General features: G+C 45.1%; 26 protein-coding genes. 9 read left to right on the top strand and 17 right to left on the bottom strand.

Going from position 1 to position 24,739, the window contains the following annotated elements:
* Positions 1-2 precede the first annotated feature (2 nt).
* From IT393_05500 to IT393_05480, 5 genes are read right to left on the bottom strand one after another with little or no spacing between them, the layout of a single operon-like run.
* Entirely contained in the window at positions 3-1,079 is a 1,077-nt protein-coding gene (locus IT393_05500; GenBank protein ID MCC7202107.1) for a sensor domain-containing diguanylate cyclase, read from the bottom strand.
* Between the two features lie 59 nt (positions 1,080-1,138).
* Positions 1,139-3,883 carry a preprotein translocase subunit SecA gene (secA, locus tag IT393_05495; GenBank protein MCC7202106.1) on the bottom strand — a complete coding sequence of 915 codons (2,745 nt, stop codon included), beginning with the start codon at positions 3,881-3,883 and terminating at the stop codon, positions 1,139-1,141.
* Positions 3,884-3,886: 3 nt separating this feature from the next.
* Positions 3,887-4,558: an endonuclease III domain-containing protein gene (locus IT393_05490; protein ID MCC7202105.1), complete on the bottom strand. Its 672-nt coding sequence runs from the start codon at positions 4,556-4,558 to the stop codon at positions 3,887-3,889.
* Positions 4,534-4,857 (bottom strand): divalent-cation tolerance protein CutA, encoded by a 324-nt coding sequence (locus tag IT393_05485; protein ID MCC7202104.1) that lies wholly within the window; start codon positions 4,855-4,857, stop codon positions 4,534-4,536. The genes IT393_05490 and IT393_05485 overlap by 25 nt, the downstream gene beginning before the upstream one ends.
* 2 nt (positions 4,858-4,859) lie before the next feature.
* Positions 4,860-5,057, bottom strand: a complete 198-nt coding sequence (locus IT393_05480) for a uracil-DNA glycosylase (GenBank protein ID MCC7202103.1) — start codon at positions 5,055-5,057, stop codon at positions 4,860-4,862.
* Positions 5,058-5,127: 70 nt separating this feature from the next.
* Between IT393_05480 and IT393_05475 the strand changes: the two genes are divergently transcribed.
* The gene (locus IT393_05475; GenBank protein ID MCC7202102.1) at positions 5,128-5,664 is read left to right on the top strand and encodes an O-acetyl-ADP-ribose deacetylase; all 537 of its coding nucleotides are present in this window, start codon (positions 5,128-5,130) and stop codon (positions 5,662-5,664) included.
* Between the two features lie 137 nt (positions 5,665-5,801).
* Here the strand turns inward: IT393_05475 and yidC are convergent, their stop codons facing one another.
* The 9 genes from yidC to IT393_05430 all read right to left on the bottom strand — a co-directional run bounded on the left by yidC (position 5,802) and on the right by IT393_05430 (position 12,029).
* The gene (gene yidC / locus IT393_05470) at positions 5,802-7,406 is read right to left on the bottom strand and encodes a membrane protein insertase YidC (GenBank protein ID MCC7202101.1); all 1,605 of its coding nucleotides are present in this window, start codon (positions 7,404-7,406) and stop codon (positions 5,802-5,804) included.
* A 21-nt stretch (positions 7,407-7,427) separates the two neighbouring features.
* Complete coding sequence (gene yidD / locus IT393_05465) at positions 7,428-7,643, bottom strand: membrane protein insertion efficiency factor YidD (protein ID MCC7202100.1); 216 nt, start codon at positions 7,641-7,643, stop codon at positions 7,428-7,430.
* A gap of 2 nt (positions 7,644-7,645) precedes the next feature.
* Positions 7,646-7,984: a ribonuclease P protein component gene (gene rnpA, locus IT393_05460; protein ID MCC7202099.1), complete on the bottom strand. Its 339-nt coding sequence runs from the start codon at positions 7,982-7,984 to the stop codon at positions 7,646-7,648.
* A 19-nt stretch (positions 7,985-8,003) separates the two neighbouring features.
* On the bottom strand, positions 8,004-8,138 hold the full coding sequence (gene rpmH / locus IT393_05455; GenBank protein ID MCC7202098.1) for a 50S ribosomal protein L34: 135 nt from the start codon (positions 8,136-8,138) through the stop codon (positions 8,004-8,006).
* A 257-nt stretch (positions 8,139-8,395) separates the two neighbouring features.
* A complete protein-coding gene (locus IT393_05450; GenBank protein ID MCC7202097.1) occupies positions 8,396-9,397 on the bottom strand; it encodes an FAD:protein FMN transferase in 1,002 nt (333 codons plus the stop codon).
* On the bottom strand, positions 9,372-10,100 hold the full coding sequence (locus IT393_05445) for a cytochrome c biogenesis protein CcdA (GenBank protein MCC7202096.1): 729 nt from the start codon (positions 10,098-10,100) through the stop codon (positions 9,372-9,374). The genes IT393_05450 and IT393_05445 overlap by 26 nt, the downstream gene beginning before the upstream one ends.
* A gap of 17 nt (positions 10,101-10,117) precedes the next feature.
* Entirely contained in the window at positions 10,118-11,302 is a 1,185-nt protein-coding gene (locus IT393_05440; GenBank protein MCC7202095.1) for a DUF3570 domain-containing protein, read from the bottom strand.
* Complete coding sequence (locus tag IT393_05435) at positions 11,289-11,510, bottom strand: DUF4266 domain-containing protein (GenBank protein MCC7202094.1); 222 nt, start codon at positions 11,508-11,510, stop codon at positions 11,289-11,291. The genes IT393_05440 and IT393_05435 overlap by 14 nt, the downstream gene beginning before the upstream one ends.
* A 12-nt stretch (positions 11,511-11,522) precedes the next feature.
* Positions 11,523-12,029, bottom strand: coding sequence for a TlpA family protein disulfide reductase (locus tag IT393_05430; protein ID MCC7202093.1), 507 nt, complete (start codon positions 12,027-12,029; stop codon positions 11,523-11,525).
* 162 nt (positions 12,030-12,191) lie between these two features.
* On the opposite strand from IT393_05430, the gene mnmE reads away from it, so the two are divergent.
* The 6 genes from mnmE to IT393_05400 all read left to right on the top strand — a co-directional run bounded on the left by mnmE (position 12,192) and on the right by IT393_05400 (position 19,864).
* Positions 12,192-13,565: a tRNA uridine-5-carboxymethylaminomethyl(34) synthesis GTPase MnmE gene (gene mnmE / locus IT393_05425; GenBank protein MCC7202092.1), complete on the top strand. Its 1,374-nt coding sequence runs from the start codon at positions 12,192-12,194 to the stop codon at positions 13,563-13,565.
* Positions 13,566-13,655: 90 nt separating this feature from the next.
* Positions 13,656-15,659, top strand: a complete 2,004-nt coding sequence (mnmG, locus tag IT393_05420) for a tRNA uridine-5-carboxymethylaminomethyl(34) synthesis enzyme MnmG (GenBank protein ID MCC7202091.1) — start codon at positions 13,656-13,658, stop codon at positions 15,657-15,659.
* 806 nt (positions 15,660-16,465) lie between these two features.
* Positions 16,466-17,245: a ParA family protein gene (locus tag IT393_05415; GenBank protein MCC7202090.1), complete on the top strand. Its 780-nt coding sequence runs from the start codon at positions 16,466-16,468 to the stop codon at positions 17,243-17,245.
* Entirely contained in the window at positions 17,220-18,083 is an 864-nt protein-coding gene (locus IT393_05410) for a ParB/RepB/Spo0J family partition protein (GenBank protein ID MCC7202089.1), read from the top strand. The genes IT393_05415 and IT393_05410 overlap by 26 nt, the downstream gene beginning before the upstream one ends.
* A gap of 42 nt (positions 18,084-18,125) precedes the next feature.
* Entirely contained in the window at positions 18,126-19,208 is a 1,083-nt protein-coding gene (gene mnmA / locus IT393_05405) for a tRNA 2-thiouridine(34) synthase MnmA (protein MCC7202088.1), read from the top strand.
* The gene (locus IT393_05400; GenBank protein ID MCC7202087.1) at positions 19,205-19,864 is read left to right on the top strand and encodes an HAD-IA family hydrolase; all 660 of its coding nucleotides are present in this window, start codon (positions 19,205-19,207) and stop codon (positions 19,862-19,864) included. The genes mnmA and IT393_05400 overlap by 4 nt, the downstream gene beginning before the upstream one ends.
* Before the next feature lie 261 nt (positions 19,865-20,125).
* Here the strand turns inward: IT393_05400 and IT393_05395 are convergent, their stop codons facing one another.
* Complete coding sequence (locus IT393_05395; GenBank protein ID MCC7202086.1) at positions 20,126-21,043, bottom strand: cation transporter; 918 nt, start codon at positions 21,041-21,043, stop codon at positions 20,126-20,128.
* 159 nt (positions 21,044-21,202) lie between these two features.
* On the opposite strand from IT393_05395, the gene IT393_05390 reads away from it, so the two are divergent.
* Both IT393_05390 and IT393_05385 read left to right on the top strand, forming a co-directional pair.
* Positions 21,203-21,883, top strand: a complete 681-nt coding sequence (locus tag IT393_05390; protein ID MCC7202085.1) for an OmpA family protein — start codon at positions 21,203-21,205, stop codon at positions 21,881-21,883.
* A 95-nt stretch (positions 21,884-21,978) separates the two neighbouring features.
* Positions 21,979-22,398 (top strand): peptide chain release factor-like protein, encoded by a 420-nt coding sequence (locus IT393_05385; protein MCC7202084.1) that lies wholly within the window; start codon positions 21,979-21,981, stop codon positions 22,396-22,398.
* A 9-nt stretch (positions 22,399-22,407) separates the two neighbouring features.
* Here IT393_05385 and IT393_05380 read toward each other — a convergent pair whose 3' ends face one another.
* Together IT393_05380 and IT393_05375 are read right to left on the bottom strand one after the other, a co-directional pair.
* Positions 22,408-23,382 (bottom strand): radical SAM protein, encoded by a 975-nt coding sequence (locus IT393_05380; GenBank protein ID MCC7202083.1) that lies wholly within the window; start codon positions 23,380-23,382, stop codon positions 22,408-22,410.
* Positions 23,383-23,432: 50 nt separating this feature from the next.
* Positions 23,433-24,734, bottom strand: coding sequence for an NAD(P)-binding domain-containing protein (locus IT393_05375; GenBank protein MCC7202082.1), 1,302 nt, complete (start codon positions 24,732-24,734; stop codon positions 23,433-23,435).
* Positions 24,735-24,739: the final 5 nt, after the last annotated feature.

Below are 24,739 nucleotides of genomic sequence, written 5' to 3'. Positions count from 1 at the left end.
CCTCATTTCAAGGCAGGGTCTGACGCAACCACAACACGGTTTCTGCCCATGCCTTTGGCAGTATACATAGCCAAATCAGCTATTTTGAGAAGTTCGGTCTCGTCACCAGCATGATCCGGATACCCTGCAACTCCAAAACTCGCAGTTATATTAAGTGACAATCCCTCTTCTGTAAGAAATGGGTGCTTGTTTATGTCATACTGAATCCTGGCGGCAATCCGGTAGGCCATTTCAACTGTAGTATGAGGTAAAACAATGACAAACTCATCTCCGCCATAACGTGCGATAATATCTACATCCCTCAGGCTGCTTACCAGCATCCTCGCCACCTCAACAAGGGTCTTGCTGCCTATAAGATGACCATGTGTATCATTAACAAGCTTAAAGGAGTCAAGGTCTAAAAATATAATGGCGAATGTAGAGTGATACCTTCTGCACCGCTTAACCTCTGTGTCGAGTACCCTGTAAAGGTATCTCAGGTTAAATAACTTCGTCAGGTCATCTGTTATGGCAAGATTGGCCATCTTATTATAGAGGGACGCACGTTCAATGGCCATGGATGCCTGGTCAGCATATTTCATCATAAGGTCCTGGTCGCTCTTTGAAAACGACTTGCCATTTTTTCTGTTTATAAGCTCCAGCACCCCAATTGTATTTTTCTTGCTGATAATTGGAACGCAGAGGACGTCTTTTGGTACAATCCCCTTGATTTGCCTGAGGTATTTACTACAATTTTTATGACTTAGAACATCCCGCACAATCATGGGTTTGCCCCGCTTTGCAACAATTCCAGCTATACCGTCCCCTATGCTGAGCCTGACATCTTTAAGCTCTCCTGGAAGGTAGCCCCCTTTGGCAACAGAACAATAGAGTTCGTCCATTTTTTCGTCCATCAATAAAAGAGACCATGCCTCAGCAGGGACTATTTTCTGAACATTTTCTGTAATAATTTCTGTTACTTTAGTGAGTTCAAGGGTAGAGGTAAAAAGTCTTCCTACATTAATAAAGAAGGCAAGTTCTTTCTGTACCTGTTTAAGGGTGCGTCGAAGTTTTTGATTTTCCTGTTTAAGGTCTCTCATGTTGCCCCTGGTTATATACGAGCAACTAACTATCGGCAGAACTTTTTAACTTTATTAGGCTACGCACCATGACATTTCTTATATTTTTTCCCGCTTCCACAGGTACAGGGATCATTTCTCCCTACTTTATCACCCTTATGTGCCTGACTTGCCTGAGGCGGCGGCATACCGCGATTAAGCTGCATCCTTTGAGGCCTCATCACCGGAACAGGATTAAGCACCGGCGGGCGCACCTGTGTCTGCTGAAGCTGAGAGGGTTGTTCGGACTGAGTCTGTTGGCCCTGATGGTGTTCGTGTTGCCCGGCGTGATCGTGTTGCTGGTGATGATGAACAGGTTCAGGCTGCCTGACAAGCTGGATCTTGAATACCCGTTCCACTGCATCTGCTTTGACTCTGTTAATCATATCATTAAACATGTCAAAGCCTTCACGCTTATACTCAATAAGGGGATCTTTTTGTCCATACCCCCTAAGTCCAATCCCTTCCTTCAGATGATCCATAGAAAGGAGGTGGTCCTTCCAGTGGGTATCTACTACTTGAAGCAGGACTACCTTTTCTACCTGCCTCATGACCTCACTGGTAAACCCAGCTTCTTTATCAGCATATTCCTTCCGTAACTTCTCCAATAAAATGTCTTTCAGTCCTTCTACAGCGGTGTGGAGAAAGTCAATATCGTTGTCACTTATCTCAAGGGCGAATTGTCTTGACAGTGCCTCCTTAAGACCTTTTATATCCCACTCTTCAGGATAAATATCTTTTCCACAATATAGGGACAAGTTTTCATCAACAAGGTCTTCGATCATGTCAAATATGACATCAGTAAGGCCTTCACCCTGAAGGATCTGTCTGCGCTGACTATATATGACCGTCCTCTGCTGATTCATTACATCATCATACTCGAGGAGGTGTTTTCTTATGTCAAAGTTATGGGCTTCAACCTTTTTCTGGGCATTTTCGATGGCCTTTGAAACCATCCTGTGTTCTATCGGTGTCCCCTCTTCCATGCCAAGCCTGTTCATCAGTCCGGCAATCTTGTCTGACCCGAATATGCGCATCAGGTCATCTTCCAGCGCCAGATAAAAGCGGGAAGACCCCGGATCACCCTGTCTGCCTGACCTTCCGCGAAGCTGGTTATCTATACGTCTTGCCTCATGCCTCTCTGAGCCGATTATATGGAGTCCGCCCGATTTCAGGACATCCTCCTTCTCCTTGTCACATTCATCCTTAAGCCCTCTGAATATCTTGTCACATTCTTCAGTAGGCAACTCCGGTTGTCCGGCAAATACTTTTTTCGCAAGAAACTCTGGGTTACCGCCAAGCAGGATGTCAGTACCGCGACCGGCCATGTTAGTGGCTATTGTTACAGCACCCTTTCTCCCTGCCTGCGCAACTATTTCTGCCTCCATTTCATGAAACTTGGCATTCAGAACCGTATGCTTAATCCCCTTCTTTTTAAGAAGTTCCGAAAGTTTTTCAGAGTTTTCAATGGAAACGGTTCCGACCAATACGGGTTGCCCTTTTTTATTCTTTTCTGCAATCTCGCTCACTACTGCATTAAATTTTTCACGTTCAGTCTTATAGACCTGGTCAGCCTGATCAGCACGGATCATAGGCTTGTTTGGAGGTATCACAACGACCTCTAAATTATAAATGCTCTGAAATTCTGCAGCCTCTGTGTCCGCAGTGCCGGTCATACCGGCTAATTTATTATACAGCCTGAAATAGTTCTGGAATGTAATGGAGGCAAGGGTCTGGTTTTCCTGTGCAATAGTTACATTTTCCTTTGCCTCTAATGCCTGATGCAGGCCGTCGCTATAACGGCGTCCAGGCATCAATCTGCCGGTAAATTCATCAACAATAAGAACTTCGCCGTCTTTTACGACATAATCCACATCACGCTTGAAGATGACGTGCGCCTTAAGGGCCATAACCACATGATGAACCAGGTCCATGTTAGATATATCATAAAGGTTTTTCAGTCCAAGAAGCTTCTCCACTTGCGCATTTCCATCTTCTGTTAATGCAACTGTGCGCGTCTTCTCTTCAATGGTATAATCAACTTCCTTTTTCAGATTAGGGATAATCTTGTTTATCTTATAATACTTGTCAGTTGATTCTTCAGTAGCGCCTGAAATAATAAGCGGTGTCCTTGCCTCATCAATAAGGATGCTGTCCACCTCATCCACTATGGCATAATTAAGCTCCCTCTGGACAAACGTTGCTGCGTCAAACTTCATATTATCCCTGAGATAGTCAAAACCAAACTCATTATTCGTTCCGTATACAACATCACTTGCATACGACACCTGCCGTTCCCTGTCGTTCAAACCGTGAAGAATAACCCCAACCGTAAGTCCCAGGAATTTATATATCTGCCCCATCCACTGGCTGTCACGTCTTGCCAGATAATCGTTAACTGTTACAACATGAACTCCACGTCCTGTCAGTGCATTAAGATATACAGGCAATGTTGCCACAAGGGTCTTGCCTTCGCCGGTCTTCATCTCGGCAATTTTGCCTTCATGCAGGATCATTCCGCCTATAAGCTGGACGTCATAGTGGCGCAAACCAATAGTCCTTTTGGATGCTTCACGAACTACGGCAAATGCCTCAGGCAGGATTTCGTCAAGCGTCTTTCCTGCTGACAAAGCAGAGCGAAGCTCATCTGTTTTCTGTTTTAAGGCGCTGTCAGTGATAGAAGAGATTGACTGCTCAAGGGAGTTTATCCGGTCTACGATCTCATCAAGACGCTTTATTTCCCGCTCATTTTTCGTGCCTATTATCTTTTTAAAGAAGTCAAACATCTTTTATCTTATAGCATTTTTGCCCTTCTTATGCAAATCATACTCAATAGGGCATTCATTACAGCGGGGCGTTTTCCTGCACAGCTCTTTGCCGACCCTGACTATCAGGGCATGATACTCATTGTATAATTGAGTACCTACCGGAAGGGCTGCTGCAAACAGTTCCTGAATTTGATGGTAAGTTGCATCGGAAGTTACATAACCATGTCTTGAGAATATTCTTTTTGTATACGCATCTACTACAAAAGCGGGGTATTCTGCAGCATACAACAGTATTGAATCAGCAGTCTCATGTCCAATACCATTTACACTAAGAAGCTTGTGCCGCAATATTTTGCCATCCTCCTTCAATAAACGGCCTAAATCACCCTCATAATCATTAAAGAGGAAAGAAAGGAAGTTTTTAAGGCGTTTTGCCTTGATATTAAAATAACCCGATGACCTGATTAGGAGTGCAAGTTTGTCTAATTGGAGTTTATATAGTCCATGCGGAGTTAAGTTCCCGGATGCCTTAAGTGATAGAATCGCCTTTTCAACATTATCCCAGGAGGTGTTCTGTGTCAGGATTGCCCCGATTATGACCTCAAAGGGTGTTTCACCAGGCCACCAGTGCTGAGGGCCAAAGTGTTTAAGGAGCACGTTGTATATTTCTAAGAAGTGGTTTCTTCTACCCATTTAAGATAATCTTCAGGACCGCCAATTATGGGGAGGGCTATGACCTCCGGTACCGTGTAACTATGAATTTTCTTTACATGATCTATTATGTTATTCAGAAGGGACTTCCTGCTCTTTGCAATGAGGAGTACCTCTGACTGCCTGTCACTCTTTCCCTCCCAGAAAAAGAAAGATGTAACTGAAGGCACAACATTCACACAGGCCACAAGGTGATTGTCCACCAGTGAACCGGCTATCCTTTCACCCTCTTCAACAGAGCCTGCAGTAATCAGTATAATACAGAATTCCTGGGACACCATATTTAATTACGAGATCCTTCCGGGGTCTCCTTGCCTTCAAACCTCATACACTCCATACCTGACGACTGAAAAACAACATCAGAGGGCATCTCCCTCGTCTTAAATCCCATCGCCTTGCAACCCCTTGGAAAATCCTGCTCCCATGTGATATAGAAGTGCCTGCATTTAAAACAGTCTATCCTTTCCCGTTCTTTTTGCATTTTTCAACGGTGTATCATATCATAAATTTATTAACAGGGACAACGACTATACATTCAAAAGGAGGTACTTATGAAAGTAAAAGTAAATAACTCCATTATAGAATTAGTCGAAGGTGATATTACGAAAGAGGAGACTGAGGCAATTGTTAATGCTGCGAATTCAGGTCTCCGGGGTGGTGGTGGTGTTGATGGCGCTATTCACAGGGCAGGCGGACCGCAGGTTATGGAAGAGTGCAGGAAGATCGGAGGATGCCCCACGGGCAGCGCCGTGATTACTTCAGGCGGACGACTGAAGGCGAAATATGTAATACATACGGTAGGGCCAATTTATCATGGAGGTAATAAAGGAGAAGCGGAACTTCTTGCAAGCGCCTATCGAAACAGCCTTCAGCGCGCAACTGACAATAACATCGGTAGCATTTCATTCCCCTCATTAAGCACGGGCGCATACGGTTATCCCTTTGACGAAGCAGCGCCGGTTGCATTGAAGACCGTTATTGAATATGTGAAATCTCATCCGGAGATTGAGATCGTACGTTTTGTTCTGTTCGGGCCGGAGGCTTACAAGGCATACGAATCGGCATTGCAGAAAATTGTTCCGTTTTGACGGGGACACTTCCCATCGCGCCACCTGTGGGGGAAGTGTCCCCAATTACCGTAGCGTGGGGGTTCATCCCCCACATGAAGCCGGCCACACCTGTAGTGAGTAGTGAGCTTGTCGAACTATCGAACTAAAGGCCGGCGCTACTTGCCTGAAAAATATTTGTTCTGAATGACCTGCTGGCCAACCGTCAGGAGGTTGTTTACAAGCCAGTAAAGGACCAGCCCTGAGGGGAAGTTCAGGAAGAAGAAGGTAAAGATAACAGGCATTATAAGCATAATCTTTGCCTGCGTCGGATCAACAGTAGTAGGACTCATCTTCTGCTGCAGAAGCATGCTTATCCCCATTATGATAGGGAGTACATAGTAAGGGTCTTTTAAAGAAAGGTCCTTAACCCATAAGAATAGAGGAGATTGTCTCAGCTCTATTGAGCTTGCAAGCAGATTATACAGTCCTATAAAGACCGGCAATTGCAGCAACATAGGAAGACACCCACCAAGAGGATTGACCTTGTGGGTTTTATACATCTCCATCATTGCCTTATTAAGCTCAGCCCTGTCATCCTTGTATTTCTTCTGTAATTTCTGGAGTTCAGGCTGAAGCTTTTGCATGTCTTTCATAGACTTCATGCTCTTGTATGTGAGCGGTACAAAGATGATCTTGATAACAGCAGTAAGGACTATAATAGAAATCCCATAATTACCGCTATACTTGTGGAAAATCTGGAGGACGTAGAACAACCCCTTTGCCAGCCAGCTTATTGGACCCAGCTCCCAAAACATAAACCAGCCAAATGGGATGCTCTTATCAAGCCCAACCCCAAGATCCTCCAGCCTCTTAGACTCCTTTGGGCCTGCATAAAGCTCTAAGGAAATCTTCTGTCCGGTCGTAACTTCAATGGAAGACTGAACATCCTTTGCCTTATTTTTTATGACAATAACCCTGTTGACCTTATCTTTTGGTATCAGGGCTGATATGAAATACTTGTCCTGAATGGCCGTCCATTTTATATCGCCATCGTGATATACCGGTCCCTCTATCTTGGCCACTTTGTCTTTATTTACCTTAGAACCAACCATAGTCAGCGGCCCTACAAATCCAAGTATCCTTTCCTCACCCCACTCATGGATACCGAAGTTTGATCCTGTTGAAACTGAATAGTTTTCTGTGATGTTTACCGGAAGGATATCTACATCAACATTATATGTGTCATTGTGGAAGGTGAATTTCTTTTTAAAACCTTTACCGCTCTTTGGATCCACAAGGGTAAAGGCAAGTGTTCCTGTTGGATTGCCGGCGCTTAACTGTAAGTCAGAGCCATCAACACTATAGAGACCGTCTTTCAACATTCTGCTTAATTCATTGTTCCCCACAGAAATACCAAGTGGGTAGGACATCACCATGTCCTGTCCTGGATCAAAGAGGACAATACTTTTCTGCCTGGTAACATCCATCCAATACTTCTTTAATTCCCAGTGTTTAATGACCCCGCCTTTATTGGTGAATATCGCCTTATAGAGATCCGTATCTACAGCTATCATACGTTCCTCTTTGCCGACCTCACCCCTGGCATGAGTCGTAACTATTTCAGTAAGTGTTTTGCCTTCCTTGTTCTCTGCCACCTGATCTACTCCCTGAGATGCAGGCAGCTCCTTCTTTGGAGAGACCTTTGGCGCCGGCACAATAAATGGATATACCACCAGCACAGCTACTGACAACACTATAGCAATCAATATCCTTTTATTCATACTATCCATAAGCAGAGTCTCTTATTTGACCGGGTCGTACCCGCCCGGGTGAAACGGATGGCACTTGAATAACCTCAAAACAGTTTTAATAATTCCTTTAAAGACCCCAAATCGTTCAAACGCATCTATTGAATATTGTGAACACGTCGGATAAAATCTGCAGGATGGGGGTTTTAATATGGACAAGTACCTTTGGTAATTCCTGATAGTAATAACAAAGAGTTGTGAACCTTTAATATTCAACGTTCTATTGACCTGACTAAATTAGTAAACGCATCCTTTGCCTCAGCCAGTTTTATTCCGACCATTCCCTGACGGGCAACAACTACCATGTCCATACTTGCCTCATTTAGGAATGCATAATCATCAGCCCTGACGATCTCTCTGATAAGTCTTTTAACCCTGTTGCGTTTAACGGCATTGCCAAGTTTTCGGCTGACAGATAATCCAATCCGGCTGTATCCAAGGTTGGTTTCTACATAGTAGAGGACTAAATAACGACTGGCCTTTCTCCGCCCGATTTTGTAAATATGCCGGTATTCCCATCCCTTCCGGATCTTATATTTCGATTCACTCAATACAGGTATTTCAAATAGGTTAAACTGTCAACCTTGCACGCCCCTTGGCCCTTCTACGGCTTAAGACATTTCTCCCGCCTTTTGTCTTCATCCGTCTCCTGAAGCCATGGGTCCTTTTCCTGCTCTTGTTGTGTGGTCTGTATGTAAGCGACATAATGCCTCCTTCGAAAAAGATAATTATAATTCAGTCAGTTGAAATGTCAAGAGAATTTTCCTATTAAACAGGTATCAGGCATCATACGCCTTTTCCCTGAAATAAATGATTAACCAGGAAGACCGGACTAAAGAGAGCATAGATATACATAAAGAAGAACATAGAATTGTCGCACCTAATAAGCCCGCAAAGATTTGTACCGGAAAAACCGCCTAAAAAGGTAAATTCCAGTTCAATGTAAATTGTGAAGCGTTTTACTAATGTAAGTATATACCCGGTGAATGGAGCACATCTCCATTACTATCCACTATAATCCCCTCTATTCCTGGAAGACTTTTAATCAACTGCATACCTTCTTCAGGGCCGAGGACGAAGACAGCAGTTGACAGTGCATCTGATGTCATGGTGTCTGGAGCAAGAATGGTTACACTCTGGCAGCCCCTGGCTGGATAGCCTGTCTTAGGGTTCATAATGTGATGATACAGGATGTTATCTTTTATAAAGAACCTTTCATAATCTCCGGATGTAGAGATAGAGATGTTGCTGAGGGCCAGCTTTCCCAACAGTTTCTCCCTGTTTCTCGGGTGCTGTATGCCAATCTCCCATGGTTTTCCATCATCAGTCCCCTGAACCCTCATATCTCCCCCGGCCTTAACTATTGCATTTTTAATCCCTGAGTTTACTAATGCCTGCATGGCCCTGTCTACAGCATACCCTTTTGCAATAGCGCCGAGACCGATGGCCATCCCTGGCCTTTTAAGAAATACGGTCTTCTTTATCCCATCCAGTTCAATATCCTTATAATTGACCAACGAAAGCTTCTCACTGACATCTTCTGCGGATGGCACATGCTCCATTCCCTTTGAAAAGTTCCACACCCCCCTCATCGAGGCCCACGATACATCAAATGCACCCTCAGATAATTCAGAGATCTTTTGAGCCGCAAGCAGGACATTGAACAGCTCTTCAGGCACGGGTACCGCCTCTTTCCCTGCCTTCTGATTGATTATGGATAGCGGAGTCCCATCTTTCCATTCGCTCATCTCATTTTCAATCCGGTCTATTTCATGAAGAGCAGCATTAAATGCAGTATTGACTCTGGACTCATCCGAATCCGAAGCAGTCAGTTCAATGTCTGTACCCATCAATACGCTGGTCTTCTTAAAGACTCTTGCAAAGGACGGAATTGGTGATATCAGTAAAATAAACAGTGCAATAAGGGGAATCGCCCGTTTATTCTGAAAACCAGTATGTGACATAATGGGAAAGGATACCGAAGTTATTAGTGAATATCAACAACCCAACCCCGATCAGGAATACGCCGCTTACGACAGTTACGACCTTCATGTACGGGGCAATCCTTTTAAAAGTACTTAAAAAGGTGTTAATGGCCAGAGATGAGAGAAAAAACGGGATGCCCAGACCCATCGAGTAAATAAACAGGAGTGCCATTCCATGGCCCATGCTGCTCGTTGTTGTGGCGTACATAAGTATAGCGGCCAGGATTGGTCCGATGCAAGGGGTCCAGCCCATTGCAAAGCTAATCCCGACAAGCAGGGAGCCTGCATATCCGAGAGGTTTATCCTTTATGTGAAATCGCTTGTCCTTCTGCAGGAGGCCAAAGTTTATGACTCCTGTAAAATGTGTGCCAAGCAGAATTATAATAACGCCGCCCACCTTCTGGAATGCGAGTTGCTGTTGGTTCAGGAAATTACCCACAAATGTTGCAGATGCACCAAGTGACACAAATACAATGGAAAATCCGAGGATAAAAAACAGGGAGTGTATAGCGGTCATCCTTTTCACCCTGGCCCTGTCCTCCTCCCCGGTTATTGCTTCAAACGACATGCCTGTGATGAATGAGACATAGGAGGGTAACAACGGGAGCACGCAGGGCGATACAAAAGATAAGAGGCCTGCGATAAATGCTACACCAAAAGATACGTTTCCTGTTGTATCCATCTGTCCTGTCTCCTAATTTAGAAGTTGAATCTCACCCCAAGCATAAAAACATTGGCATTTACATTGATGGACTGAGTATAGTATTCATATTTCCCTTCAATATAACCTCCCTCTATATCCTCAAGTGCATGTGTCAGTTTTATGCCTATAAGTTGTGAGTTAAAATCAGTAAGCTGAGGGGATGATGATTTAAATAAATCTGAATTCAAGTAGGCATCTTTGACAAAGAAAGCCTTACCCTGATCATAATACCGGAGATTCAGCCGGATGATGTTCTGATCTGACAGGTACTTATAATACTCAACCTCTTCTGTGTGAGAGTGGATATCCCAGTCATCACTGTAATAGCGCAATGTGAGCCTGAGGGCCGACCTCTTCAGAAGATCTATAAAACCATCTTTGAAGTAGTAATTGATGCCAAACAAGTAGGCATTCCTTGAACGTGCGTCTGGAAATACCTCGTCAACACATGTGACGGATTTGTCAGTGCATGATGCCTGTGTGGCCCCGTCTATCGGTACCAACCTAATCCCTTCAGAGGTAAAACCTGTTACTTTACTCCTTGAATATCCAGCCCGTGCTACAGTGACAGGGGAGATGACCTGAGTAATACCGAAAAAATAGTTGTCCGTATCCCTGTCTTTCGTACCGGTCATGAATTTTCCATAAACCTGATCCATGCTCTTTGAGTAGCCTAAGGTAAGTGTTGTGTTCTTTTCAAAGAGGTCTTTCTTAAAGGTTACAGTGGGCGTGTTTGATGTATAATCACCTTCTTTGCTGTAATCATAATACATTTCAATACCAATCACATCAGCAAAGTTATGAGTAATACCTGCTGTTAACTCATTCCTCGTATCCCCTCCTCTGCCAGAGGCGGCAGATGCTCCTGAAATGGCTGCCACAGGTTTATCACCCTTCACATGACCTTCATCCTCGCCTTCACCTTCCTCGCTGAAGAAGCTGGGATTGATAAGGTCCAACGTATACTTAAAATATGCAGATGTATCCAGTGTAATATCCTTATTCAATGCAAAGACACCGCTATAGACAATTATCCCGTTATTGAAGTCATGGATATATGTATCTGCATTCGCATAATCCTCTGCCCTGGAGTTTTTTGAAAAAAATGTAAGAAGGAAGAGGCAGGTAAGAATGAAAAAGTATCTATAACCAGTTCTTTTCATTGCCTTAATTGCAGCCACAACCGCCTCCACTAACACTGAAACTACCTGAGCTTCCCTCCCGTGTAGCGAGGAAGTGTTCCCGCACAGCCTTTTCTTCCTTACAGTAGTCAAACTGCATAATGGGATCTGCCAGATATTCCCTTTCCCAGGGTTTGACCATGGCACAACCTGACAATATTGGAATAATTATAATGAGTATAAGTCTGAGTATAAACTTTTGTTTCATTGGGCCGTCATCCTACTTTATTAGTGAGTCTATCTCAGTTATCCACTTGCCGGGGTCTGATTCATTAAAGCCAAGGTGGACATACCGGATGGTCTCCTGCTTATCAATTATAAAAGATGTAGGCATTGCCCTTGCGCCATATGATGAGACAACCCTGGACCGGGGATCTAACAGTATGATCATTCTGTCTGAAAGGGGCTCTGGTAGTTTACCCAAAAAATCATCCACATTGGCCCTCTGTTTATCAAGGTTTATGGCAAGGATAACAAAGTCTGCTTCTTTGTATTTTTTTGAGAGTTTGTTAAGTTCAGGGAATTCCTTTTTGCATGGGGGACACCAGTTGGCCCAGAAATTAACAAAGACCACCCTGCCCTTCATGTCTCCCAATGAGATGGTCTTTCCATAACGATCCTGAAGGCTGAAATCGGGTGCCCTGTCATTAAGCCACGCCCCCCAGGAGAGCTGTGTTACAAGAAACAGACAGGCAAAGATTATGCTTCCGATAACATTCCTGACCATAAAAGATTCTCCTTTATTCAAAATGAGATGATTTTATCTTGTCTGGATTAAAAATAGATTAAAGGGATATTAAATATTATTAAGAAATAATACTCCTGCACGTCTCATGAGTTGCTTAAGGCGCTTGTTGTTAATCAAGCCGATTATGATAATATATGGAGTATGATCAGGCAGGAAGACACAATCTGTGCAATAATTACACCTCCAGGCATTGGGGGAATTAGTGTTATACGGCTTAGCGGAAAGGATGCGCTAAATATAGCATCCAGGGTCTTTCGAAGCAAGTCAGGCAAGTCACTTAGTAATGCAAAAACACATAGCATTTATTATGGTAATGTCGTGGGCTCATCATTAGACGCTATTGATGAAGTCATCGTAAGTATTATGAAGTCCCCTCATAGTTATACGTGTGAGGATGTGGTTGAAATAAGTTGCCATGGTGGTCCTTTGGTCACTGATAAAATTCTCGAAGTCATTGTCAGGGAAGGCGCAAGACTTGCAGAGCCAGGGGAATTTACGAAGAGGGCATTTCTAAATGGAAGGATTGACTTGGCTCAGGCTGAGGCAGTTGTTGATATAATAAATGCCAAAACAGAGGAAGGCCTCAAAACTGCATTGTGGCAGCTTGAAGGCAGATTATCACGCATTATCAATGAGTTACGCAATAACCTAACCAGTGCAGCAGCATCTATCGAGGCATTTATTGACTTCCCGGAAGAAGACACAGGCGCTGTCATGAATGATGCCGAAGGGCGCGTCCGTTCATCAATAGAACTAATAGACATGCTAATTGAGGGTTACTACAGATGGAAGCCCCTGAAGGAAGGGGTAGTAACAGCAATAGTCGGCAGGACAAATGTTGGGAAGTCAAGCCTGCTGAATATGCTATTGGGTGAAGAGCGCGCCATAGTGACCCCTTACCCCGGAACAACAAGGGATATAGTGGATGGCACTACCGTTGTTCACGGACTCCCCCTTAGAATCCTGGATACAGCCGGACTCCGTTCCACCACAGACACAGTTGAAGAGGAAGGGATCAGACGGATGTACCGGTCAATAGGCTCTGCTGAACTCGTATTAATTGTATTTGATGGAAGTGAGACACTGACGGAATGGGATTTAGAACTTATCAAAAAGACAAACGGAAAGAAAAGGGTTTTTATAATCAATAAGATAGACAAAGGCAACCTCATCGAACATGAGTTAATCAAATGTAACACCCCTATCGCTCATACATCAATAATAAGGGGTGAAGGGGTGGAATCGCTCAGGAAGGTTATACGTGATACCGTAGCCGGAAATGACAACTTAACCGCTGGGGAGGCAGTTGTTACCAACTTGCGACATAAGAACGCATTAGAAGAGTCGAGGAATGAACTTAACAACTTTCTCAAAGCCCTTCACAATAAATTACCGCTGGAAATACTTGCACTTCACCTTCGCGGCAGCCTTGATAGCCTTGGACAGATAACAGGGGTCGTATCAGCAGAAGACATCCTAAACAGGATTTTCAGCGAGTTCTGTATTGGAAAGTAATATCATGCAAGGCCTTACACAGGAATGTTCCACGTGGAACATATTGCTGAATTTGTTGTAACATGTTGGATTATGATAGTATAACCCACTATGTCAAACGTATGTTACGACGTAATTGTAGTCGGCGCCGGACATGCCGGGTGCGAGGCAGCATTGGCATCTTCAAGGCTTGGGTGCAAAACCCTCATCATTACGCTCAATATAGACAATATAGCCCTGATGTCCTGTAATCCTGCAATTGGAGGAATTGCGAAGGGCCATCTCGTGCGCGAGATTGATACACTTGGCGGTGAAATGGGAAGGGTAACAGATGCAGCTGGCATCCAGTTCCGGATGCTGAACACCAGCAAAGGTCCGGCAGTACAGGCACTGCGCGCCCAGGCTGACAGAAATGCATATAAGCTCGCCATGCGTAACCTACTGGAATCACAGAACAATCTTGATATTGTTCAGGGGGTCGTCGAGAGGCTTATTATTGAGGGCGACCGTGTCCGGGGCGTGGAGACAAACCTTGGCATGCAGTACACCGCCAAGGCGGTTATTCTGACAACAGGCACATTCCTCCGGGGACTAATACATGTTGGCCTTACAAGCTATCCGGCAGGGAGGGCAGGTGAATTTCCTTCGTTAGGTCTATCCGAGGATTTACAACGTATTGGCTTTACTATTGGGAGGCTAAAGACAGGCACTCCTCCAAGGATTGATGCCCGAAGCATAGACTTCAGCGTCATGACAGCACAGCACGGGGATGAACCACCGGTTCCGTTCTCATACATGACAGACAAAATAGATGCCAGGCAAGTACCCTGCTATCTTACTTATACATCTCCTGTGACTCATGATATTATAAGGAAAAACCTTGACCGGTCACCCCTGTATGGAGGGGTTATAAAGGGTATAGGACCGCGATATTGCCCGTCCATCGAAGACAAGATAGTAAGATTTTCGGGTAAGGAAAAACACCAGGTCTTTCTCGAACCTGAAGGCTACAACACCGTAGAAATGTATGCCAATGGGATATCCACGAGTCTTCCTGCAGATGTCCAGGTAGATCTGGTCAGGTCCATCAAAGGACTTGAAGAGGCAGAGATCATGAGGCCAGGCTATGCCATTGAGTACGATTTCATACCACCAACACAGATTAAACACACACTTGAGACTAAGTTAATTGAAGGCTTGTATAATGCCGGCCAGATAAACGGCACTTCAGGTTACGAGGAGGCGGCAGCGCAGGGAGTTATGGCCGGAATTAATGCGTCATTAAAGGTACAGGGCCGGGTACCTCTTATATTGGACCGGTCAGAGGCATATATCGGCGTTCTCATTGACGACCTTGTAACCAAAGGGACACAGGAACCATACAGGATGTTTACGTCGCGCGCTGAATACAGGCTCCTGTTGCGTCACGACAACGCGGATTCACGCCTTACAGAAAAGGGATACAAAACAGGTCTTGTCTCAGAGGAACGTTACAAAAAGTACAAAGAAACAACAAACTCAATAGCGCATGAAATATCGAGACTTAAAAGGACACGCATTGGCAACGCACCACGCATTCCATACAAAGAATGTTCCGGTAAAGACATCCGTCCTACTGAATTTATTTCAGTCTCTCCGGCAATGCGAGATCACGGGACAACAAAACAAGATCGGGATGACATTGAATATGAAAAAGAAAAGAGCGCCGCCCCCTTTAAGTGTGGGAGTGAGGGGAGCATAAGGCCTGACCTGACTCTTTCACAACTGCTTCAGAGACCTGAAGTTAGCTATACAGAAATCGAGCAGTTAAGTCCGCCAGACAGCCCGCTCGATAAAGACATTAAGTTTAGAGTTGAAGTTGAAATAAAGTACGAGGGGTATATAAAGCGGCAGATACAACTGGTTGACCGCCACAAGGATATGGAACAGAAGAAAATCCCTGCTGATTTTGATTACCACAACATATCCGGTCTTTCCAATGAGATAAAAGAGAAGCTCCTGTCTGTTAAACCAGTTTCACTGGGTCAGGCATCGCGCATCCCAGGCATGACGCCGGCGGCAATATCCGTCCTTGCAATTACAATAGCAAAACAGGCGCGCAGCAAGGCCATATAGGTTCACTCGAAAATGCTCCTAAGTACCCATCATTCCCACGGAACCTGTCCCCGCAGGACTTAAGCAGGGAGTGGGGATCCAGAACCAGGCAATCGGCCTGGATTCCCGCTTACGCGGGAATGACGTTTTCATGAACCCTGGTGAGCCCTGAGCTGTGAGCGTGCCGAACAGTCGAAGGGCTCATGACGGTTCACCTAAAAATCCCCGTTCAAATCCCCCCTCTCCCCCTTTAATAAAGGGGGGAGCTGATTTCCCTCTTTTATACAGAGAAGAATTACTTTCCCCCTTTGTACAGTGTGGGAACGGATTTCCCCCTTTGCAAAGGGGGACTAAGGGGGATTTTCATCTGCCTTTGTGAGCCCTGAGCTGTGAGCGTGCCGAACAGTTGAATGGCTCAGGCATGTCCACCTGAAAATGCTCCTAAGTACCCGTCATTCCCACGGAACCTGTCCCCGCAGGATTTAAGCAGGGAGTGGGAATCCAGAACTATGCCCCGGTCTGGATTCCCGCTTGCGCGGGAATGACGTTTTTCATGACATCTTGTAAGTCCTGAGCTGTGAATGTGCCGAACAGTCGAAGGGCTCATGATGGTTCACCGGAAATTCTATTTTAGCCACAAGTACTCAATGTCTCATGGTTCACTTCCGCATAAATCAAGTGGAGACAAGTTTCGTGACCGGAAGGAAGATACGGCGATGAATGTTCCACGTGGAACATTCGTATTTATTATAATACTTCCATTAATGCAGCCACTATGATAAAATTATCCCTGATTATCTCTCTGCATGTCGTAACCTATTGATTTTATGGGCAAAATAATCTCTATAACAAACCAGAAGGGCGGCGTTGGCAAGACGACAACTGCCATAAATGTCTCTGCCTCGCTTGCTGTTGCAGAAAAGAAAGTCCTGCTTGTTGACATGGACCCACAGGGAAATGCAACTAGCGGGTCTGGTATAGACAGAAGAGACATCAAGACTTCGATATATGATGTCATGATAGGCAGGATGGACATCACGGAAGTCATGCGGCCGACAGACTTGCGCTATTTTCAGGTTATCCCGGCCGGCATTGATCTTATAGGCGCTGAAATTGAGCTAATAGAACTCGAAAATAGGGAGTTCGTCCTTAGAAATGTCCTCTATCCTGTAAGGGACAACTTCGATTTCATTATACTTGACTGTCCGCCGTCACTGGGATTGCTGACTATAAACTCATTAACTGCTGCTGACTCTGTGATTATTCCCGTTCAGTGCGAGTACTTTGCGTTAGAGGGGCTCAGTCAGGTTATGAGGACCATAGAGCTCGTTCAAAAATCCCTGAACACTTCTCTCGATATTGAAGGCATACTCCTTACCATGTTCGATGGGAGGAATAATCTGTCACATCAGGTTGCACAGGAAATCAAGGGACATTTTAAGGATAAGGTTTTTAACAGCACAATCCCGAGGAATGTTGCACTTGGAGAGGCACCAAGCCATGGAAAACCAATTATTACCTATAACATAAATTCAAGGGGCGCCCAGTCGTATCTCGGACTGGCGCTGGAGGTTATGAAAAATGACAAAAAAAATGGTTCTGGGTAGAGGGCTGGGGACATTAATTCCAGGTGCGGCCGCACATGCACGGCCTGACGATAGCAGGATTCCTGTATCAGAGCTGGAACTTACCCGGATCATTCCAAACAAATACCAGCCCAGACAGTTCTTCGAAGATACAGCTCTGCGGGAACTCGCAGACTCCATAAAGGAGCATGGTGTAATACAGCCGGTTATAGTGAGACACATCAACGACGGGGCTTATGAACTGGTGGCAGGGGAGCGGAGATGGCGGGCTGCCCAGATTGCGGGGCTTAATAAAATACCTGTTGTAATAAAAGACCTGTCAAATGAAAAATCACTGGAAATAGCCCTTATAGAAAACCTTCAGAGAGAGAATTTAAATCCCATAGAGTCAGCTCAGGGTTACCAGCGCCTTACAGACGAATTTGGCCTGACTCAGGAAGAGATAGCAGCGAAGGTAGGTAAAGAGCGTTCTACGGTAACAAATTATATGCGTCTGCTTACACTACCTGAAAAGATACAGGAATTTCTATCCCGATCTGTTATTACAACAGGACATGCAAAGGCAATCCTATCCTTTACGAACAGGAATGAGCAACTCAGGTTTGCCGAGTATATAGTAAATAAAGGCGCTTCAGTCCGCGAAACAGAGTATCTCGCAAAAAAATGGGGGATTAAGAAAGGAAAAAAGAAGGTCGTAGAGTCAAAGAATGTTGCGATAAGGGATGTTGAATTGAGACTTCAGCGCACATTGGGAACAAAGGTGAGGATTCAGGAAGAGAAAAAAGGCGGAAAGATTGTCGTGGACTATTATTCCACGGATGACCTCACAAGGATACTGGAGTTGGTGGAGAATAGTTAAACATTATAATTTCTGGGGCGGAAGTATAGAGGACATTTTCAGGTGAGCAGGAAAAAGGTTGTTGTTGGACTTAGCGGCGGAATAGACAGCTCTGTCGCAGCCCTCCTATTGGTTGAACAGGGTTATGAAGTAATCGGCGCCACACTCAGGATATGGGGAGATGGGGAGTACCTTGATGGAGAATGGCATGACCGGTCCTGTTGTAAGACAGGACTTGCGAGGTATGCAGCGGAGCAACTTAAGATACCCTATTACATTTGGGATGCACACAAGGAGTTTAAAGAGTATGTTGTTGATGAATTCTGCCGGGAATATGCAGAGGGACGCACTCCGAATCCCTGCACAAGGTGTAATGAAAAGATCAAATTCTCTCTCATGTTTGAAAAGGCACGGAGCATAGGTGCAGACTTCATAGCTACAGGACATTATGCACGGGTCAGCTACGATCAAACTCGCAACAGGTACAACCTGACAAAGGGTCTGGACCCTCACAAAGATCAGAGCTATTTCCTTTACAGGCTTACTCAGGACCAGCTCTCAAACATAATCTTTCCAGTTGGCGGCTACACAAAGAAAGAGGTCATCAGTAAGGCAGAATCTTTAGACCTCCCTGTATCAGAAATGAGAGAAAGTCAGGAGGTCTGTTTTGTCACACATGAGGGATACAGGGAATTTATCAGAGAACACACATCAACAGCCATTAACACTGGGCATTTCGTGTCATCTTCAGGAACGGTTTTGGGAGAACACGATGGTATTCCGTTTTACACAATTGGACAGAGGAGGGGGCTTAAGATCTCAGCAGGCGAACGGCTCTATGTAATAAATATAGATGCACAAAAGAATGAGGTTGTTCTTGGAACTGAGCAGGAGTTGTTTGCAGGAGGTCTTGTAGCCTCAGATATTCATATGATTAGCGGCGAACTGCCTGATCAGGGCAAGCTGTATTACACGAAGATCAGATACAGGTCACAGGCGGTAAAAGCAATGATAACCCCTGAAGGAGAAGGTCATATTAAAGTCGTATTTGAAGACCCCCAGCGCGCTGTTACCCCGGGGCAGTCTGTTGTATTTTATGACGGTGATTTGCTGGTTGGCGGCGGGATTATAAAAAAGGGAATATGAATAATTTTTCATGGAATAATATAGACACGGTCTTGCTTGATATGGACGGCACACTCCTTGACAGATATTTTGACGATTATTTCTGGGAACACTTTCTGCCCGAGAAGTATGCAGAAAAATACAATGTTCCAATAAGTGAGGCAAGGCAGCAACTCCTCGCAAGATACAAGAAAGAAGAAAAGACCCTCGCATGGACAGACATAGATTTCTGGTCAAAAGAATTTGACCTCGACATACCTGCACTAAAAGAGCAGGTCCATCACCTCATTGCTGTCCATCCACATGCAGAAGAATTTCTTGGATTCCTGCGTTCAATGAAAAAACGCATACATCTCGTAACGAACGCCCATTACAAGACACTTGATTTAAAGCTAAGGAAGACTGAAATCGGCAAATATTTTGACTCCGTAGTATGTGCCTTCGACATAGGGCTCCCTAAGGAGGATACTGCCTTCTGGCCAAAATTAAAACAACTCATCGGATTTGACAAAGAGACAACCATGCTGGTTGATGACAATGAAAATGTGCTGTTTTCTGCAAGAGATTACGGCATGGGTTGTCTGATATTCAAGGCAAGGCCAAGCTCCAGACTGGGTATAAGATCATCTGACCATTTTACAGGAATAGCTGATTTTGATGAACTGATAACCAGGTGAACCGTCATGAGCCAGGGCTCACAAAGGTTCATGAAAATCCGGGACAGGTTGTGTGGCAACCCATTCGCTCAACGCCTGCGCAGTTGACCTGTCATAAGGACTCTCAGGCGGGGAACCCTTCCCGACTCTAAAGGTCGGGCTTTCCTCCGCCTGATCGCCTTGACAGGTACCCAACTGCTCCGGCAAGTCGCTCATGGGTTACTACACAACCTGTCACCGGGACTAAGTAGCACAGTTTACGGGGATTCTCAAGTGAACTCTTCAGAGAGAATGCTCCAACTGGATATTTGCGTGCGTTATATGAAAGTTCTTATCCAGTGTGGACTGGATCTGTACTATTATTCCCTGCGACCCTGATATGGTCGTATCCTCTACGACAACATGACAGGTTATGGAATACATACCTGAGGTAATCTGCCATATATGAATATCGTGAATATCCTTAACCTGTGGGATAGTTCTAATCATACGCTCAACCTCATCAAGCTTTATTCCTTTCGGGACAGATTCAAGAAGGACGTGCACTGACTCATATATGAGCCCCAGGGACCAGATCAATATCATGATGCTTATTATCGCACTGGCAATAGGGTCCACAACCATCCAGTCTGTGAAATGTATAATTATTCCTGCAATTATTACAGCCACAGAGGAGAGTGTATCCCCAAGCATATGGAGAAACGCCCCCCTAATGTTAATGTCTTCCTTGCCAACCCCCCACAGGGCAAGGGCGCTGACAATGTTTACAACAAGTCCCGCGAATGCAACACCAAGCATGAGGGTATCCCTGATAGGTTCAGGGTGCATATATCTCTGATAAGACTCATACAGGATATATCCGACGATCGGGACAAGGGTAATGCCATTCAGTAGCGCCGTCAGGATTTCAGCCCGCCAGTAACCAAAGGTCTTGTCTTCAGACTGAAACCTTGTTGCAATTATGATCGCCGACAGACTAATCATTAACGCCCCGAAGTGAGTCAGCATGTGAAAAGCATCAGAAAGGAGGGCAAGGCTGTTAGTTACATAGCCGCCAATACCTTCGATCACCATCATAGAGCCGGTAAGCATCGCTACCAGCGTAAGACGTTTCTTCTCAATTCCCCTGTGGACATGCTCGTGGGGATGGTCGTGGTGCTCATCGTGAGAAGCTATTTTTGGGTGATGTTCATGCTCCATGATGGATTAGTATATGAAAATTGGCTATAGAACACAATACAAGTACTGCTCATTCAACCACAGAGGTCATAAAATAATATACAGTAATTCCGGGAATTTCTGTATAATCATTTATCTTGCAGGAAACTTAAAAATGCATCAATAAAGGAGGAAACATCAATGGTATTTGGGAATGTAAGGTTGAAGATCATTGCAGTGTCAGGGGTATGCATGTTGCTGACAGGATTGACTCAGTCAGGATGCTCCTCAATGTCACGCACACAGCAGGGGGTCATTATTGGTGGTCTCGGAGGAGCTGCCACAGGTGCACTAATCGGCGGGAAAAAGAGCTCAGGAACAGGGGCTTTGATCGGGGGCATACTTGGAGCTGCATCAGGTGGCCTGATCGGTAATTACATGGACAAACAGGCCCAGGAGCTGGCATCCGTTGCAGAGGTCCAGCGCACAGACGATGGGATCAGGGTCACGATGCGGGATAATATCCTCTTCGATACAGGTCAGTCCGCCCTGAAACCTGAATCACGTCTTGGTCTGATCAAAATTGCCGACGTCATCAAAAGGTACAACAAGACAGAGGTCGCGATAATAGGGCATACAGATAACGTAGGTTCAGCCACTTATAATCAGGACCTTTCTGAAAGACGGGCCAATTCTGTCGAGGTCTTTCTGATAAATCAGGGGGTACAGGCCAGCCGTCTTAAAACAATCGGAATGGGCTTCGATGCTCCTGTGGAATCTAATGACACCCCTGAAGGAAGGGCCTTAAATCGCAGGGTTGAACTGCACATCACCCCGGATCCGTCACTTGTCCGTGATGCTGAGGCCGCCGGGCAGAAATAATGCATAGAGAAAACCACAATCTACGTCTTTCCTCAAGAAACAGAATCCCGCCAGACAGCCCTGCGAGGAATGACGGGTGCGGATGGTAGTGTACTATGCCGGCATTTTCTGTCAGCTCTGCAAAGGAAAAAGAACTCAGGGATAAGATGGATGCCCTGAATATCAGGGAAGAAGACATTGAGGAGTCTTTCATCCGTTCCAGTGGAAAGGGGGGACAACACGTTAATAAGGTCTCTACCTGCGTTTACCTGAAACATATACCCACCGGAATAGAGGTAAAATGCCAGAAAGAACGCTCCCAGTCTTTGAATCGCTATCGTGCCAGGGTGCTCCTTGTCAGGAAAATTGACCAGATGGTAAAAGGCAGGGAGAGTGAAGAAAGACAGAGAATAGAGAAGATCCGCCGGCAGAAGCGTAAGCGCTCAAAACGTGCAAAAGAGAAGATGCTTGCTGAAAAGAAGGCCCAGTCTGAAAAGAAAAAGCTTCGCTCCGGAATGATAAATTATAGTGACTAAAGTCACATTTCAATTTTCCGCAAATGGCTGGTCCTTCTCAAAGTCCGGACAGTAGTAGTCACGGCTTGAATAGGCCTGCATCCAACCATTATCAAGCCCGTACTTTTCAAGCCATGCGAGTACCTTTTCATATTCGCTCTCGCGGATAGGTCTTGACAAAAGGGGATGTTTGTATGCCCTGTGTGCAGGAAAGAACTGTGACATAGAGCTGATAAATGTAAGTTTTCCAACCTCCTGGCTTATAAATCTGAAACAGTCCTCACTGCCTGAAAGATCATTGGGCAACACAAGATGCCTTATTATCAATCCCCTGATTGCTATTCCCTCATGGTCAACCTCAAGGTCTCCAACCTGCCTCTTCATCTCAAGGATTGCCGCCCGCGAATAAACCACATAATCAACTACCTTTGAAAAATAATAGGCTGTATTGTTATTACCGTATTTTAAGTCCGGAAGATATATGTCTATAATCCCATCAAGCAGTTTCAGTGTTTCAACCGATTCATATCCATTACTATTATAGACAAGAGGGATGTTAAGTCCCTTTAGCGCTGCTATCTCAAGCGACTTAACTATCTGTGCACTGACATGAGAAGGGGAGACAAAATTGATATTGTGGCAGCCCATATCCTGCAATTCCAGCATAATGTCTGCAAGACGTTCGAAACTTACAGCCTCGCTCTTTAATGACTTTACCGGTTGAGAAATCTGATGGTTCTGACAGAAGACGCAGCTCATATTGCAATATCCGAAAAATATAGTCCCGGAGCCCATCGTTCCTGAAAGTACCGGCTCCTCGCCATAATGAGCGCAGTAGCTTGCCACAACAGGATGATAGCCTGTTCGGCAAAAACCATGTTTGTCCTTTGTCCTGTCAACCCTGCATTCACGCGGGCACAATGTGCAGTCTCTGAGCTTCACTGCCAGCGCCTCAGAGCGTTTATTCAATTCACCGGATTTCAATAGATCAATATACTGTGGCATGCCTGTTATGATACATCAAAGAATAAATAAGGGAACATATTTATTCAGAACTATGTGCCGAATCTCTTGTCAATACGTACGCCGATCTTGCTCAGGAATTCATTGGGGAGCTCACCGCCTGCAAATATATATACGTAGTCATTACGTATCTCTTTAATATCGTCTTTAACAGCGATTTTAATCATTTTCTCACTAATCTCTTTGACGTTGGAATTCAGGATTACTTCAATGGATTTCTTCCCCACCCTCTGGTCCAAACGTTCTTTGTTCATCGGCTTGATACGTCCAAATGCCTCACCCCTGTACGACAGGATGACTTTGTTGCCAGGCTGATCAGAAAGGGCCATAGCGGCCTCTACCGCACTGTCACCGCCACCTACCACAAGTAAATGCTGGTTCTTATGCTGTTCAGCATCCAGCAGCCGGTATGACACCTTGGGGAGATTCTCGCCTGGAACCGCGAGTTTTCGAGGTGTGCCGCGACGCCCGATAGCCAGGACAATAGTTCTTGACAGATACTCACCTTTAGTTGTAAAGATCTTGTAACCGTCATCATCCTGCTTTATATCTGTCATCTTTTCCTTTGTCCTGATTTTAAGGCCTGTCTTCTGAATTACCTGCATCCAGAGCTCAAGAAGGGCCTCCTTGGTTGTTTCCCGTACTTTGACCTTTCCATGCATGGGCAGTTCCATCGGCGCGGTCATAACAATCTTATGCCGGGGATATTGAAAAACTGTACCGCCGATATCCTCCTGCTCAACAGTAACGAATTTAAGCTTATGCTTTAAGGCCGCCAGGGATGCAGATATGCCGGCGGGACCTGCCCCAACAATCAAAACATCAAGTACATTATCCCGCTTCTTCTCCCCGCTGCGAAGCATGCAGGACATATATTCAATTACCTCACGGCCCTGCGTTACGGCATTCCTGATCAGCCCCATCCCCCCAAGCTCGCCAACGATGAAGATCCCTTTCATATTAGTCTCAAATTTAGGTGTTACATACGGGATATCCACTCCGCGCGTCTCAGTGCCAAATACAAGTCTGATTGCACCAACCGGACAGGCTGCGGCACATGCACCATGTCCTATACAGTGTGAGGAATTGATAAGGCTTGAACGTCCATTTACAAGACCCAGTATATCCTTTTCAGGACATGCCATAACACACGCCCCGCTGCCTATACATACTCCGGGATCAACAAAGGGGTGAATATGTACCGGCTCGTGTGTACCATATTCCCTGGCCTTGCCTATTTTCCTGATATTTTTCCGGCTCCGTTTGCTTTGGTGAGCTACATATATTCCCACAACAACAACTATTACCAACGGTGAAATAATTGACGTCAGCATCAGCT

The sequence above is a fragment of the Nitrospirota bacterium genome (genome assembly GCA_020851375.1).
Classification (GTDB): Bacteria; Nitrospirota; 9FT-COMBO-42-15; order HDB-SIOI813; family HDB-SIOI813; genus RBG-16-43-11.
Note: the sequence above shows the minus strand (reverse complement) of the source record. Positions and strands in the feature narration are given on the sequence as shown.